The organism is Pseudomonas sp. AAC (genome assembly GCF_000725445.1).
Lineage (GTDB): Bacteria > Pseudomonadota > Gammaproteobacteria > Pseudomonadales > Pseudomonadaceae > Pseudomonas > Pseudomonas citronellolis.
Map to the genome: position 1 here is coordinate 857,808 of NZ_KL647094.1, position 14,415 is coordinate 872,222.

At 67.5% G+C, this 14,415-nt stretch carries 16 protein-coding genes and 1 tRNA gene; 11 read left to right on the forward strand and 6 right to left on the reverse strand.

Annotated elements, in window-relative coordinates; translation table 11 throughout:
• Window positions 1-14: 14 nt before the first annotated feature.
• Complete coding sequence (locus FG99_RS03530; protein WP_043267345.1) at window positions 15-1,043, forward strand: AraC family transcriptional regulator GliR; 1,029 nt, start codon at window positions 15-17, stop codon at window positions 1,041-1,043.
• Window positions 1,044-1,396: 353 nt separating this feature from the next.
• Here FG99_RS03530 and glp read toward each other — a convergent pair whose 3' ends face one another.
• Window positions 1,397-2,611, reverse strand: coding sequence for a molybdopterin molybdotransferase MoeA (gene glp, locus FG99_RS03535; RefSeq protein WP_043267346.1), 1,215 nt, complete (start codon window positions 2,609-2,611; stop codon window positions 1,397-1,399).
• Window positions 2,608-3,147, reverse strand: a complete 540-nt coding sequence (gene moaB / locus FG99_RS03540; protein WP_009621330.1) for a molybdenum cofactor biosynthesis protein B — start codon at window positions 3,145-3,147, stop codon at window positions 2,608-2,610. Before moaB ends, glp begins: the two co-directional genes overlap by 4 nt.
• Before the next feature lie 69 nt (window positions 3,148-3,216).
• Here moaB and mobA point away from each other — a divergent pair, with 69 nt between their 5' ends.
• The 3 genes from mobA (at window position 3,217) to FG99_RS03555 (ending at window position 4,350) form a co-directional block, all read left to right on the forward strand.
• Complete coding sequence (mobA, locus tag FG99_RS03545) at window positions 3,217-3,804, forward strand: molybdenum cofactor guanylyltransferase MobA (RefSeq protein ID WP_009621328.1); 588 nt, start codon at window positions 3,217-3,219, stop codon at window positions 3,802-3,804.
• A gap of 101 nt (window positions 3,805-3,905) precedes the next feature.
• Entirely contained in the window at window positions 3,906-4,127 is a 222-nt protein-coding gene (locus tag FG99_RS03550; RefSeq protein ID WP_009621327.1) for a YgdI/YgdR family lipoprotein, read from the forward strand.
• Between the two features lie 146 nt (window positions 4,128-4,273).
• A tRNA-Pro gene (locus FG99_RS03555) sits at window positions 4,274-4,350 on the forward strand.
• Window positions 4,351-4,555: 205 nt separating this feature from the next.
• On the opposite strand, the gene FG99_RS03560 is transcribed toward FG99_RS03555, so the two are convergent.
• The 3 genes from FG99_RS03560 to FG99_RS03570 all read right to left on the reverse strand — a co-directional run bounded on the left by FG99_RS03560 (window position 4,556) and on the right by FG99_RS03570 (window position 6,332).
• A complete protein-coding gene (locus tag FG99_RS03560) occupies window positions 4,556-5,431 on the reverse strand; it encodes an NAD(P)-dependent oxidoreductase (RefSeq protein WP_043267349.1) in 876 nt (291 codons plus the stop codon).
• An 80-nt stretch (window positions 5,432-5,511) separates the two neighbouring features.
• Entirely contained in the window at window positions 5,512-5,751 is a 240-nt protein-coding gene (locus tag FG99_RS03565) for a glutaredoxin family protein (protein ID WP_009621323.1), read from the reverse strand.
• Between the two features lie 14 nt (window positions 5,752-5,765).
• Entirely contained in the window at window positions 5,766-6,332 is a 567-nt protein-coding gene (locus FG99_RS03570; RefSeq protein WP_009621321.1) for a TetR/AcrR family transcriptional regulator, read from the reverse strand.
• 155 nt (window positions 6,333-6,487) lie between these two features.
• Here FG99_RS03570 and FG99_RS03575 point away from each other — a divergent pair, with 155 nt between their 5' ends.
• The 3 genes from FG99_RS03575 to FG99_RS03585 all read left to right on the forward strand — a co-directional run bounded on the left by FG99_RS03575 (window position 6,488) and on the right by FG99_RS03585 (window position 9,454).
• The gene (locus tag FG99_RS03575; RefSeq protein WP_043267351.1) at window positions 6,488-7,084 is read left to right on the forward strand and encodes a glutathione S-transferase family protein; all 597 of its coding nucleotides are present in this window, start codon (window positions 6,488-6,490) and stop codon (window positions 7,082-7,084) included.
• Window positions 7,085-7,106: 22 nt separating this feature from the next.
• Window positions 7,107-7,973, forward strand: coding sequence for an MBL fold metallo-hydrolase (locus tag FG99_RS03580; protein ID WP_141766151.1), 867 nt, complete (start codon window positions 7,107-7,109; stop codon window positions 7,971-7,973).
• 197 nt (window positions 7,974-8,170) lie between these two features.
• On the forward strand, window positions 8,171-9,454 hold the full coding sequence (locus FG99_RS03585) for an OprD family porin (RefSeq protein WP_009621317.1): 1,284 nt from the start codon (window positions 8,171-8,173) through the stop codon (window positions 9,452-9,454).
• 992 nt (window positions 9,455-10,446) lie between these two features.
• Here the strand turns inward: FG99_RS03585 and FG99_RS03590 are convergent.
• Window positions 10,447-11,655 carry an ammonium transporter gene (locus tag FG99_RS03590; protein ID WP_043267354.1) on the reverse strand — a complete coding sequence of 403 codons (1,209 nt, stop codon included), beginning with the start codon at window positions 11,653-11,655 and terminating at the stop codon, window positions 10,447-10,449.
• Between the two features lie 428 nt (window positions 11,656-12,083).
• Here FG99_RS03590 and FG99_RS03595 point away from each other — a divergent pair, with 428 nt between their 5' ends.
• From FG99_RS03595 to FG99_RS03610, 4 genes are all read left to right on the forward strand, one after another.
• Window positions 12,084-12,401 carry an ElaB/YgaM/YqjD family protein gene (locus tag FG99_RS03595; protein WP_009621315.1) on the forward strand — a complete coding sequence of 106 codons (318 nt, stop codon included), beginning with the start codon at window positions 12,084-12,086 and terminating at the stop codon, window positions 12,399-12,401.
• A 3-nt stretch (window positions 12,402-12,404) separates the two neighbouring features.
• On the forward strand, window positions 12,405-12,788 hold the full coding sequence (locus FG99_RS03600) for a phage holin family protein (RefSeq protein ID WP_009621313.1): 384 nt from the start codon (window positions 12,405-12,407) through the stop codon (window positions 12,786-12,788).
• Entirely contained in the window at window positions 12,785-13,135 is a 351-nt protein-coding gene (locus FG99_RS03605; protein WP_043267356.1) for a hypothetical protein, read from the forward strand. The genes FG99_RS03600 and FG99_RS03605 overlap by 4 nt, the downstream gene beginning before the upstream one ends.
• Window positions 13,136-13,217: 82 nt before the next feature.
• Complete coding sequence (locus FG99_RS03610; protein WP_024128783.1) at window positions 13,218-14,381, forward strand: EAL domain-containing protein; 1,164 nt, start codon at window positions 13,218-13,220, stop codon at window positions 14,379-14,381.
• Window positions 14,382-14,415 lie beyond the last annotated feature (34 nt).

Consider the following 14,415-nt stretch of genomic DNA (forward strand, 5'->3'; position numbering starts at 1 on the left):
AACAAGAGCGCACCATGCACGCCCTCGGCTATACCTCCGTACCCGCCCTGCTCAAGTACCTGCGCCAGGCCGAGCACCTCGGCCTGGACGTCGACGCCGCCCTGCGGGCCGCCGACCTCACCCGTGCGCAACTGGCCGACAACAGCCAGCGCCTGCCCAGCGAAGCCCACGAACGCCTGCTGGGGTATTTCTGCGAACACGCCAACGATCCGCTGTTCGGCCTGCATGCCGCGCGTTTCGTGCAGCCGGGCTCCTGGAGCGTGCTCGGCTACATCACCATGAACTGCGCCACCCTGGGCGAGGCGATGAACCGCATCATCCCCTACGAGAAGCTGGTGGGGGACATGGGCGTGAGCCGCGTCGAACCGGGCGACGGCCACGTGCGCCTGGTCTGGAACTGCCGCCACCAGGCCGCCGACATCCGCCGCCACATGGTGGAGAACGTGCTGGCCTCCTGGCTGCTCTACGCGCGCTGGATCGCCGATTTCGAGGGCTCGCCCGAGGAAGTCTGGTTCGAGCACCCGCAGCCGGCCGGCACCGAGCTGGCCGAGTACGAGCGGCTGTTCGGCTGCCCGGTGCGCTTCGAGAAACCCTGCAGCGCCCTGTTGGTGCCGCTGCCCCTGCTGGCTTTTCCGCTACGCCAGGCCGACGCCAACCTGCTGCGCACCCTGGAAGAACACGCCCTGGCCATGATGGCCGAACTGGACGACGACGAACCGCTGCCGCTACGGGTGAAGAACGCCCTGCGCCTGCTGATGAAGGACGGCCTGCCGCGCAAGGAACGCGTCGCCGAGCGCTTCGACATGACCGTGCGCACCCTGCAGCGCCACCTGCAGCAGGCCGGCACCAGCTACCAGCAGATCCTCGACACGCTGCGCCAGGAGCTGGCCGAGCACTACCTGCTGCACAGCGACCTGCAGATCCAGGACATCGCCCAGTACCTGGGTTTCACCGAATCGCGCTCCTTCCACCGCAGCTTCAAGGGCTGGACCGGGGAGACGCCGGGGGAATACCGCCAGCGCCATCGGCCGGCGGCGGGGTGAGTAGATTCGCGGGCAAATGCCGGGAGGCACGGCATGCCCCCTGTAGGAGCAACTGTCTTGCCGGCCGCGCCGGGGTGCTCTTCGTAGGATGGGTCGAGCTTGCGAAACCCATGCGGTGGCGGTGATGGGTATCGCTTCGCTCAACCCATACTACGGGGCCTTGTGTTTACCGGAGGTGTAGCGGGCCCTGCCCGCGATTCGCGCGCAGGGCGCGCTCCTACATGGAATGGTGCGGGTGGGGCGGCGTAGGAGCGGATCTTATCCGCGAATCGCGCCGGGGGTTCCGGCTATCGCGGACAAGGTCCGCTCCTACATTACCGGCGAGCACGGCGCAGCCGGCAAGACAGTTGCACCTACAACAGCACTTCGCTCAGGGGAATGAAGGGCACCATCTCGCCCTCTTCCAGCGTCCGCCCTTCGCGCACTTCCACCAGGCCGTCGGCCCAGGCGGCGCTGCGCAGTACGCCGGAGCTCTGGTTCGGGTAGATCAGCGCACGGCCGTTCTCCAGCCGCGCGCGCAGGTATTCGCGGCGGTTGCCGGCGTGCTTCCAGGCGAAGCCGGCGGGCACTTCGAAGCGCAGCGGCGTCACCGCCTCGACGCCCAGGCGGCGCAGCAGGTAGGGGCGCGCCAGCAGGGCGAAGGTGACCAGGGTGGAGGCCGGGTTGCCCGGCAGGCCGATCACCGGCGTCCTCTGGTAGTGGCCCACGGTCAGCGGCTTGCCCGGCTTGATCGCCAGCTTCCACAGCGCCAGCTCGCCGGCCTCGCGCAGGGCCGCGCCGAGGAAGTCGGCCTCGCCCACGGAAACGCCGCCGGTGGTCAGGATCAGGTCGGCGCCGCCCAGCGAGCCAAGCACTTCGCGGGTCGTCGCCAGGTCGTCGGGGAGGATGCCGGCATCCCGCACCTCGCAACCGGAGCGCAGCAGCCAGGCCTTCAGCAAGGCGCGGTTGCTGTTGTAGATCTGCCCGGTGCGCAGCGGCTGGCCCGGCTCCACCAGCTCGTCGCCGGTGGACAGCAGCGCCACCCTTGGCTTGCGCCGCACGTTCAGCACGGCCTGGCCGAGCGAGGCGGCCAGGCCCAGTTCGATGGCGCCCAGGCGCGTGCCGGCCGGCAGCACCTGGTCGCCCTGGCGGGTCTCCTGGCCCTGCGGGCGGATGTGCTGGCCGAAGCGCAGCGCTTCGCGGAAGCGGACGCGGCCGTCCGCCAGCACCTCGACGTTTTCCTGCATCTCCACGCAATCCGCGCCATGGGGCACCGGCGCGCCGGTGAAGATGCGTGCGCAGGTGCCGGGTTGCAGCGGCTCGGGGGCGATGCCGGCGAAAATCTTCTGGCTCACCACCAGCGGCTCGCCCTGCCAGTCGGCCAGGCGCAGCGCGTAGCCGTCCATGGCGCTGTTGTCCCAGGGCGGCAGGTCCAGGCCGGCCAGCAACGGCGCGGCCAGCACGCGGCCCTCGGCCTCGCCCAGGGGAACCTGTTCCACTTCCGCGATCGGTGCCTGGGCCGCCAGCGCCATCAGCCGCGCCAGGGCCTCCTCGACCGGCAGCAGGCCGGGCTTGTCGCAGCCGCTCATCCGCGGCTCTCGCAGGGCGCGGCCTGCTTCAGGTGCGGCACGAAGTTGCACGGGCGGTGGCGGGCGTCCAGTTGCTCGGCGAGGATGCCGTCCCAGGCGGTGCGGCAGGCGTTGGTGGAACCCGGCAGGCAGCACACCAGGGTGCCGTTGGCCAGCCCGGCCAGGGCGCGGGACTGCACGGTGGAGGTGCCGATGTCGGCCACCGAGATCTGCCGGAACAGCTCGCCGAAGCCGTCCACCAGCTTGTCCAGCAGGCAGGTGACCGCCTCCGGGGTGCTGTCGCGGCCGGTGAAGCCGGTGCCGCCGGTGACCAGCACCACCTGCACCTGCTCCTCGGCGATCCAGGCGGCGACCTGGGCGCGGATGCGATAGAGATCGTCCTTCAGCAGCACCCGCGCGGCCAGGTTGTGCCCGGCGGCGGTGAGGCGGTCGACGAACAGCTGGCCGGAGGTGTCGGTCTCCAGCGTGCGGGTGTCGCTGACGGTGAGCACGGCGATGTTCAGCGGCACGAATTCGGGCGTGGCCAAATGGCTCATGGACGGTGTCCTTGCTTGAGAGACGGGGATGCCGGTGTTATATCACAGGCCCGTTCCGGAGACCTCGCCATGCCTGACGCCACCCTGCCGCCCTGTTCCGTCCTGCTGCTCGCCGGGGGGCGCGGCCAACGCATGGGGGGACGCGACAAGGGCCTGCTGGAATGGCGCGGGCGGCCCTTGATCAGCTACCTGCACGAACGCGTGCGCCCGCTGAGCGACGACCTGATCATCTCCTGCAACCGCAACGCCGACATCTACCGGGCCTACGCCGATCAACTGGTGCACGACGACACCCCGGACTACCCCGGCCCGCTCGCCGGCATCCGCGCCGGCCTGCAGGCCGCCCGCCACCCCTGGCTGCTGGTGCTGCCCTGCGACGCCCCACTGTTCGACGAAGAGCTCATCGAACGCCTGCGCCAGGCCGCCGCGGCGCAACCACAGGCGCCGCACATGCTGCACGACGGCGACCATTGGGAACCGCTGTTCTGCATCCTGCCCAAGGCCCTGGCGCCGCAGCTGGAAGCCGCCTGGCAACGCGGCGAGCGCAGCCCGCGCCAGGTCCTGCTGCCCCTGGGCGCGCGTCCCGTGGCCTGCGCCAAGGGGGACCCCCGCCTGGCCAACCTGAACTCCCCCGAACTGCTGAACGGCCCGGGCTAGACAGCCGATACACTGCCTTTCGAGAATTTACTGGGAACTTTGCCACTACTCTCCCAGTCGGAAACTCCGAACAAACTTCGATTCGTACAGGAGATATACGAATGATCAATCGCGCGCTCCCAGCTTTCCTGCTCGTCCTGGGCCTTGGCGCACTCGCTGGCTGCTCCAGCCCCAGCGTCATCACCCTGAACGACGGCCGCGAGATCCAGTCCGTCGACACGCCCAAGTACGACGACGACACCGGTTTCTATGAATTCGAACAACTGGACGGCAAACGCGTACGCGTGAACAAGGACCAGGTGCGTACCGTCAAGGATCTCTGATCCCCGACCGCCAGCACCCGGGCGCCCCGCCGGACTCAGAGTCCCGCGGGGCGTCGGCTTTTTCGGGGGGCGGAAAATATTTCTGAAAAAATTTTCGCTAACCCCTTGTGCATCAAAAGTTTTTCGGTAGAATGCGCGCCATCAAACGGAGCGTAGCGCAGCTTGGTAGCGCGTCTCGTTCGGGACGAGAAGGTCGCTGGTTCGAATCCAGTCGCTCCGACCAAATCCCGAAAAACCCGCCTTAACCGGCGGGTTTTTTATTGCCTGCGATTTTTCCCGGCAGGCATTTCCCCACCCGCGAATCACGCGCAAGGCGCGCGCCTACATGCTGTCCGGGAGAGCGTAGGAGCGGATTTATCCGCGATTCCGCCGGCAAGGCCGGCGTTCATGCCATCGCGGACGGAGTCCGCTCCTACACGTGTCTGGCTTCAGGCCTGCCCCGAACGGCGCATCGCCACCTGCGCCAGCGCCGCCCAATCCCGTTCGCCGTCGCCCTGGGCCACCGCTTCCAGCAGGTTGTCGCGCAGCACGCTGGCAAACGGCAGCGGCACGTGACGGCTCTGCCCCGCCGCCAGGGCCAGGCCCACGTCCTTCAGGCCGAGCACCAGGCGGAACGCCGCCGGCTCGTAGCGCTGCTCGGCGATCAACGCGCCATAGTTGCGGTACACCGGCGCGTTGAACAGGGTGCTGCCCATGATGTCCAGCAACTGCGCCGGCTCCACGCCGAAGCCCTTGGCCAGGGCCGAGGCCTCGCCCATGGCCTCGATGGCGCTGGCGATCATGAAGTTGCCGGCGATCTTCACCGCCGCCGCACTCAGGGGATCGTCGCCCAGCGGCCAGGTCTTCTGCCCCATCAGGTCCAGCAGCGGCTGCACTTCGGCGATGGCCTCGGCGGGCCCGGCGGCGAGGATGTTGAGCTTGCCGGCCGCGGCCACGTCGGTGCGGCCGAACACCGGCGCGGCGATGAAGGCGACGTCGCGCTGGCGATGGCGCTCGGCCAGCTCGCCCACCAGGGCCACCGACAGCGTGGCCATGCTCAGGTGGATCAGCCCCGGCCGCGCCGAGTCCAGGGCGCCGCTGTCGAGAAGCACCGCGCGGGTCGCGGTGTCGTCGGCGAGCATGGAAATCACCACGTCGGCATCGAAGGCCGCGAGCGGATCAGTTGCCGCCAGGCCGCCCAGGGCCAGCAATGGCTCCAGCGCCGCCGGCGAACGGTTCCACAGGTGCACCTGGTGGCCGCCGCGGATGAGGTTCGCGGCCATGCCGGCGCCCATGCCGCCAAGGCCGAGGAATCCGATTTTCATAGTGCTGTCTCCTACGAAAGGGTACGACAGCGCAAGACTGACACAGAGCAGCGCCAGGAGCAGAAACGTCGGAGGAAAAATCAGCAGCGCAAGAAAGCAGCTACCTGTTCGGCGTCGAACGGCCAGTTCAGCTCCGCCCCCGTGTCGCAACGACGCAGCACCGGGATGCTGAGGCCGTAGCGCTCGACCCAGTCCTCGCGGTCGGCGATGTCGACCAGTTCCACCAGCAGGCCGTGCTCGACGAAAGGCATCAGCACCGCCTCCGCCACCTCGCACAGGTGGCAGCCCAGGGTTCCGAACAGTTGGCATTCAGGGCCCATCGTCTCCTCCCCCGTCAATGGCCGGCCTGGCGCAGCAAGGTTTCCGCCACCTCGCGCGCTTCCAGGGCCTGGTCGGCCGGACCGTGCATGTGCGCCATGACCAGCACCCCTTCCAGCAAATATTGCAGCTGCCGCGCCAGCTTGCCCGGTTCGTGCACGCCGAGGTCCTCCAGTTGGCGACGGAAGAACGCCTCGACGAAGCCCTTGTGCTCGGCGGCCTGGCGGTGGATCGGGTGGCCGCGGTCATGGAACTCGGCGGCCGCGTGGATGAAGGCGCAACCGCTGAAGCCGTCCTCGTGCAGGTAGCCGTGCAGGTTATCGAAGACCGCCAGGATGGCCTCGCGCGGCGCCCGCCGCGGCGCATCGCCGAAACGCCGCAAGGTGCGCGCATGGCGTTCCTCCAGGGCGGCCATGATCAGCTCGTCCTTGGACTTGAAGTGCTTGTACAGGGTCATCTTGGCCACCCCGGACTCGGCCAGGATGCGGTCGATGCCCGTGGCGTGGTAGCCCTCGCGGTAGAACAGCTCGAGGGCGGTATTGAGCAACTGCTCGCGCTTGCTGGAAGCCTTGCTGGACGTCATGGGCACCTCCTGGGCGGTCATTATGCGCGAGGCGTCGGCGCTCTTGAACCGGCGGGCACGGGATGGCCGTATTTCGAGCTTGAACTATACAGACTTGTCTGTCTAATATTTGCCGGAGCCGTTCCCTCACAACGACAGCCCGCAGGAACACCGCCATGAAACTGCACGACATCCCGCTCTCCGGAAATGCCTACAAGGTCCGCCTGTTCCTCAGCCTGATCGGCCAGAGCGCCGAGCTGGTCAACGTCGACCTGCGCAGCGGCGTGCACAAGCGCCCCGCCTTCCTCGCCATCAACCCGCGCGGCCAGGTGCCGACCCTGGAGGACGGCGATTTCGGCCTGGGCGACTCCCAGGCCATCCTTGTCTACCTGGCGCGCCGCTATGCCGAGCCCTCCTGGTACCCGCTGGACGCCGAGCCCCAGGGGCGCATCGCCCACTGGCTGAGCTTCGCCGCCAACGAGATCCAGCACGGGCCGGCCCAGGCGCGGGTCATCCAGCTGTTCAAACGCCCCGGCGACCTCGGCGCGGCCCAGGCCAAGGCGCGCCAGGCCCTGGAACTGCTCGACGGGGAACTGTCGCGGCAGCCCTGGCTGGCCCGTACGGCCGGGCCGAGCATCGCCGACATCGCGGTCTACCCCTACGTCGCCCTGGCCCCCGAAGGCGGCCTGGACACCACTGCCTACCCCCACGTGCAGGCCTGGCAGGAACGCATCCGCGCCCTCCCCGGCTACCTTCCCCTGCCCACGCTCTGAGCCGTCGAAAAGGATGCCGACCATGCGCCTCGCCAGATGCTTCCTTGCCCTGCTGCTGGGGTTGGCCAGCCTGCCCGGCCACGCCGACGGGCTGCGTTTCGCCCTGGTGCGCACCTCCGGGCTCACCACCCTCGACGCCCTGACCCTGGCCGACGGCGACTGGACGCGAAAGGTGCGCGTCAACCACACAGCGCTGCTCATCCAGCACCACGCGGCCACGCTGCTGTTCGACACCGGCCTGGGCAGCCAGGCGCAGGCGCAGTTCGCCCGGGACATGCCCTGGTGGGACAAGCCGCTGTTCCGCTTCGGCGAGGTGCATCCGGTGCGCGAGCAACTGGCCGGCAGCGGCATCCGCATCGACCGCATCTACCTGTCCCATGCCCATTGGGACCATGCCTCGGCGCTGGTGGACTTCCCCGAGGTGCCGGTATGGGCGCCCTATGCGGAGATCGACTATGCCCACATCGCCACGCCGCCGGCGGTGTTCCCCAGCCAGTTCAGCGCGGCGACGCCCTGGCGGCCCTACGCGTTCTCGCCCACGCCCTTCCTGGCCTTCGACGAGAGCCTGGACCTGTTCGGCGACGGCAGCCTGGTGCTGGTGCCCATGCCCGGCCACACGCCCGGCTCGGTCGGCCTGTTCCTGACGCTGGAGGATGGCCGCCGCTTCTTCTTCAGCGGCGACACCAGTTGGCGCCTGGAAGGCTTCACCGGCCCGCGGCAGAAGTTCTGGGTCAGCAGCCGCCTGGTGGACCGCGACCGCGGGCAGACCCTGGCGCAACTGGCGAAGGTCCACGAAATGCTCCTGGCGCACCCGGAAATCACCGTGGTCCCGGCCCACGACGCGCAGGTACAGGACCGCCTCGGCTACTACCCGCGCTGGGTCCAGTGAAAGGCCCTCCTTTGGTGCAGGGCACAGGGGGTAGGCCAACTCCAGGCAAATCAGCGGGATAACTCGGAGAACAGCGACTAAGGTCTAAGAGTCGGAAAAAGCCTGTAATGATTTAGTAGGCAGGCTGTAACAGATCGACATGCCGGCGTAGTCCAGGCATCACCGAACTGCTCAAAGCGCTCGAGGAGACAATAACAATGAGCAAGACTCCGATCGCCCGCGCCGTGGCCATGGCCACGCTGGGTTCCACCTGCATCATCCCCGCCCTGGCTCACGCCGACTTCATCTCGGACAGCAAGGCCAGCGTCGAACTGCGCAACTTCTACTTCAACCGCGATTTCCGCACCTCCACCCCGGCCCAGCAGAGCAAGGCCGAAGAGTGGGCGCAGGGCTTCATCCTGCGCTACGAGTCCGGCTATACCGAGGGCACCATTGGCGTGGGGGTAGACGCCATCGGCATGCTCGGCCTGAAGCTGGATTCCAGCGCGGACCGCACCGGCACCGGCCTGCTGCCCAAGACCGCCAGCGGCGACGCCGCCGACGACTACAGCAAGCTGGGCATGACCGCCAAGCTGCGCTACGAGAAGAACACCCTGAAGGTCGGCACCCTGATCCCGAAACTGCCGGTCATCATGCCCAACGACAGCCGCCTGCTGCCGCAGGTGTTCCTGGGTGGCGCCTTCAACTCTACCCAGCTCGACGGCCTGACCTTCGACGCCGGCCGCCTGAACCAGACCAACCTGCGTGACTCCTCCGACTACCAGGAGATGACCATCACCGGCGGCGGCAAGAAGAACATCAGCTTCCGCACCGGCACCACCACCAACGAATTCGACTTCGCCGGCGGCACCTACGCCTGGACCAAGAACTTCAGCACCGGTTACCACTACGGCCAGCTGGAGGACTTCTACAAGCAGCACTTCCTGACCGCGACCTACGTCCTGCCGATCACCGAGGGCCAGTCGCTGAAGACCGACCTGCGCTGGGCCAAGTCCAACGACGACGGCACCAGCAATGTCGACAACAAGGCGCTCAACGCCATGTTCACCTACAGCCTGGGCTACCACGCCTTCGGCCTCGGCTACCAGAAGATGAGCGGCGACACCGGCTTCGCCTACATCAACGGCACCGATCCCTACCTGGTGAACTTCGTACAGATCAACGACTTCGCCAACAAGGACGAGAAGTCCTGGCAGGCCCGCTACGACTACAACTTCGCCGGCATCGGCATCCCCGGCCTGACCTTCATGACCCGCTACGTCAAGGGCGACAACATCGACCTGCTGACCACCAGCGGTGAAGGCAAGGAATGGGAACGCGATACCGACATCGCCTACGTGTTCCAGGACGGTGCGCTCAAAGGCTTTGGCGTGAAATGGCGTAACGCGACTACCCGCAGCAACTTCAGCCGGAACTCTGCTGCCGGCAATGCCGCGGACGAGAACCGCCTGATCCTCAGCTACACCATGCCGCTCTGGTAGCGGACTGCCGGCGGGGGGCCATGCGTAGTGGCCTTCCGGCCTGGTGCCAGTGGCCTTGGTGGTAATTTGGGCCACTCATGAAAATGTCGTTTCTCTCCCTGGGGGAAACGGCATTTTCATGTGGGCTATACGAGTTTGCTCTGTGGCGCCCAACTCATCCCCGCCATTCCCGCGAACGCGGGACGCGGCTCCATCGCGAACAGCGCTTGCGCTGGCCCGAAGGGGAATAACCCAGTGGCGTGGGGGCTTGGTGTAGCGCGCCGCTCCGAGTGCGCTGATGTCTCTCGTTTCGCCCCCTCGGGCGAGTCCCTTTTGTCAAATGCCACAAAAGGAACCAAAAAGGCTTGCTCCGCATACGGGCCCGATGGAGCCGGGCTACCCTCGCGAACTCCCCCGCCACGGAGGCCCGCCCCGAGGGTACGTCCCTGTAGCCCATCGGGGCTCTCGCGACATCCATGTCGCATGACCTCCTGAGCGCGGGTTTCGCTCGGCCTGCTGAAGGGGCGTTTCGGAGTGCGCGGAGGTTTCTCTGGAAGTCTCAAGAGCAAAAGCCAGAGCGGACGCGCTTTTGCTTTTCGTAGGAGCGAGCTTGCTCGCGAACTGGCCGGTGACATCCGCGCACGGGTTCAACTCCGCCCCTCTCCCTAACCCTCGGCTGCGCGCCCCGCCCTGAAGGGAGAGGGAACCGTTGGGCAGGGCTTGATGTTATGGCGTTAGCCGGCAGCCTCGGTGATGTCCGGCTGGAGCCAATTCTTTTCTCGGCACGGACTGCCCCCTCTCCCGCTTGCGGGAGAGGGTTGGGGAGAGGGCGCTCTTGAACCCCGACACCTGCACCAAGGCGCGCCTCAACGGATGGGTTGAGCTTGCGATACCCATCGGGCCAGGGTGATGGGTATCGCTTCGCTCAACCCATCCTACGCGGCTACGTTGAGCGCGATCGTAGGAGCGGATTCGCCGGCCACGCCGGATGCCCCAGATGGCGCGGACAGCATTCAATCGTGATTGATCGCTCCGATCTTGTGGATCGACAGGTCCGCGCCGTAATACTCCTCCTCCTGGCTCAGGCGAATACCCACCACCGCCTTGATCCCGCCATAGACCAACAGCCCACCGACGAAGGCGATGACCACGCCCAGCAGAGTGCCCAACACCTGGCTGACCAGACTCACCCCACCCAAACCACCCAGCGCCTGCTGGCCGAAGACGCCGCAGGCGATGCCGCCCCAGGCGCCGCACAGGCCGTGCAGCGGCCATACGCCGAGCACGTCGTCGAGCTTCCAGCGCGTCTGCGCCGCGGTGAACACCCAGACGAACAGCGCGCCAGCCACAAGGCCAGTGGCCAGGGCGCCCACCGGGTGCATCAGATCGGAACCGGCGCACACCGCCACCAGCCCGGCCAGCGGGCCGTTGTGCAGGAAGCCGGGGTCGTTGCGCCCCACCAGCAACGAGGCGATGGTGCCGCCGACCATGGCCAGCAACGAGTTCACCGCCACCAGGCCGCTGGCGTGGTCCAGGGTCTGTGCGCTCATCACGTTGAAGCCGAACCAGCCGACCACCAGGATCCAGGCGCCCAGGGCCAGGAACGGGATGTTCGAGGGCGCGAAGGCCACCAGCCGGCCCTCGCGATAGCGGCCGTTGCGCGGGCCCAGCAGCAGCACCGCGGCCAGCGCCAGCCAGCCGCCGAAGGCGTGCACCACGACGGAGCCGGCGAAGTCATGGAAAGGCGCGCCGAACTTCAGCGCCAGCCAGGCCTGCAGGCCATGGTTGCCGTTCCACGCCATGCCCTCGAAGAAGGGGTAGACGAAGGCCACGATCAGCGCCGTGGCGCACAGCTGCGGGGCGAATCTGGCACGCTCGGCGATGCCCCCGGAAATGATCGCGGGGATGGCGGCGGCGAAAGTCAGCAGGAAGAAGAACTTGACCAGCGCGTAGCCGTTCTCCGCGCTCAGCTCGCTGGCCGGCTTGAGGAAATCCACGCCGTAGGCGATCCAGTAGCCGATGAAGAAATACGCCAGGCTGGACACGGCGAAGTCCGAAAGAATCTTCGACAGCGCGTTGACCTGGTTCTTCAGGCGCACCGTGCCGACCTCGAGGAAGGCGAAGCCGGCATGCATGGCCAGCACCATCACGGCGCCCAGCAGGATGAACAGGGTGTTGGAACCGTGGATCAGGGTTTCCACGGCACTGTTGAGGTTTTCCATGAATCAGGCAGCCCCGGCTCAGACCGAAAAAGCACCAAAACAGCTCATCGCCCCAGCGTGCCGCACCAGCATGAAGCGCAGGCGCACCGATAAGGTCCACCCCACTGCTCCACACAGCACACGAGGATGCGCGGGGGCACCTCTGTTTTTTTGATTTTTCTGTTGTCTTTCATATGGTTAATGGATTTTCCGGCGGTCTTCGGACGTCCCTGAACGCCCCTCTCTGGGGCACTCGCACCGGATGACGCACCATGGCGTTGCAAGCGGCATACCATGCGTGAAACGGGCGAAGCGGCGCGGACTGGTCTTCAATGAACGGGCCTGGGCCCTGCTCTGCATCGCCGCTTCGCCGGCGATTTATGGGAAACTTCCCAACGCCACGGGGCTCAGAAACCAGTGAACCCCTCGCAAACACAAGGAGCCTCACAATGCCCCGCAAGAGCACCGCGAATACCACCAAGGACGAACTGCTGGCCGAGTTCCAGGCCCTGGTGGCCGATACCGAGAAACTCCTGCAGACCTCCGCGGAACTGGCCGGCGAGGAAGCCGACGCCCTGCGCGAGCAGCTGCGCTCCGGCCTTGGCCGGGCCCGCGAACGCATCGATGCGGCGCAGAGCGCCGTGCGCGACCAGGGCCGCGCCGCGGTGGACGCCACCGAGGACTACGTCGGCGAACACCCCTGGCAGGCCGTGGGCGTGGCCGCTGGCGTCGGCTTCCTGCTCGGCCTGCTGGTCGGACGGCGCTGACCGATGAGCGACGCCACGGACGCCCCGCAACACCATGGCCCTTCCGTGCGGCGCTTCGGCGCCGCACTGCTGGGCCTGCTGCATGGCCATGTCGAACTCTTCGGCCTGGAACTGCAGGAACAGAAGAGCCGTACCCTGGCGCTGCTGCTGTTCGCCGGGCTGGCGTTGCTGTTCGCCCTGCTGCTGATACTGGGCCTGTCGCTGCTGGTGCTGGTGCTGTTCTGGGACAGCGACCGGCTGGCCGCGGTGCTCGGCCTGTGCGCCTTCTATGCACTGGGCGGCGGGCTGTGCGCCTGGCGCCTGTACCAGTTGGTGGACGACGACAGCTCGCCGTTCAGCGCCACCCTGGAAGAACTGGCCCGCGACCGGGAGCAACTGCTGCCATGAGTGAACTGCCGCAACTCTCCCCCCGCCCCTCGCGGCGGGAACTGCGCAAGGCGGTGCTGCGCCTGCGCCTGGAAGTCCAGCGCCAGCAACTGCGCCAGGAAAGCGAGAAGCTCCTGCAGCCGCTGCGCCAGGCCCGCGACCTGGGCCAGGGCGTGCGCCAGCAGTTTAGCGGCGGCGCCTCCCTGTGGGCCGCCGGCGGCGCAGCAGCCGCGGCCGCCCTTATGCTGCGTCGCAAACGCGGCCTGGTGCGTCTGCTGCGCCTGGCCGTGGTGCTGGCGCCCCTGCTGCTCAAGCTGCGGCAGACGGCGGGCAAACCGACGAAACCGACTGCGGACCAGGGCGGCTGAGCGCCCTGGCTGCATTCTTGCTAGGAGGCAATCCCGGGCCGGCGGCAACGCCTTCCTTTTCCTCCCACTAAGGATGTGTCCCTTGATCGACGGGCAACCGATCGCCTGCTTCCAGCCCTTCATCGATACCGCCACCGGCCTCATCGCCGGGGTCGAAGCCCTCGGCCGCATGCGCCAGGCCGACGGCCAGTTGCTCTCGGTGGGCCCGCTGTTCGTCGATCCGAAAATTCCCCCGGCCACCTTGCGCCGCCTCGACCGGCAGATCCGCGACGACGCCCTGGCGCGCCTGCCGGAAGCGCCGGCGGATTGGTTCCTCAGCCTGAACATCTCGCCGCGCTGGATCAGCCGGCTGCGCCCCAACCAGCCGCTGCCCAGCCTCAAGCAACTGCAACAGCACGGCGTCGACCCGCACCGGGTGGTCTTCGAGATCACCGAGCTGGGCGGCGGCAACCAGCGCCTGCCCGAGGTGGTGGCGCGCTACCGCGACGCCGGCGCGCGCATCGCCATCGACGATTTCGGCGCCGGCTACTCCCAGCTCGACCGCGTGCTGGCGCTGCAGCCGGACATCCTCAAGCTGGACATGCGCCTGTTCCAGCAGGCCGCCCGTGGCGGCCCCAGCGGCGAGGTAGTCAAGGCCCTGGCGCAGATGGCCGAGAAGACCGGCTGCTGGATCATCGCCGAAGGCGTGGAGACCGAGGCGGAACTGGACTTCGCCCTGGAATGCGGCGCGCGCTTCGTCCAGGGCTACCTGTTCGCCCGCCCGGCCCTGGACTTCCCCGCCAGCGACGCCTATCTCGACGCCTTCGGCCAGTGGCGCGACCGCTACGTGCAGCGCAAGCTGAGCGAACGCGCCCGGCTGGTGCAGCTGCGCCAGCAACTGGCCGAGCTGGTCGCCAACCTGCGCCCCTGGGCCGAGGGCGGCGCACGCCTGGCCAGCCTGCCCACGCCCGACGGCTTCCCGCGCCTGCTGCGCGTCTACCAGTGCGACCGCCACGGCACGCAGATCTCGCCCAACCTGGAATGGAACGGCCTGTTCTGGAAGGAGGACCGGCGCTACGTCGGCCACAACTGGTCCTGGCGCCCCTACTTCTACCAACTGCTCGCCGAGGGCTGGGAAGAGCGCCGGCTGACGCTGTCCAACACCTACCGCGACGCCACCTCCAACCAGTACTGCATGACCGCCGGGCAGTTCATCGACCAGGGCCGCCGCCTGCTGCTGATCGACATCGACGCAGAAGGCCTGTAGGCCGCGATTGAGATTGCCGCGGGCAAGGGGTAGC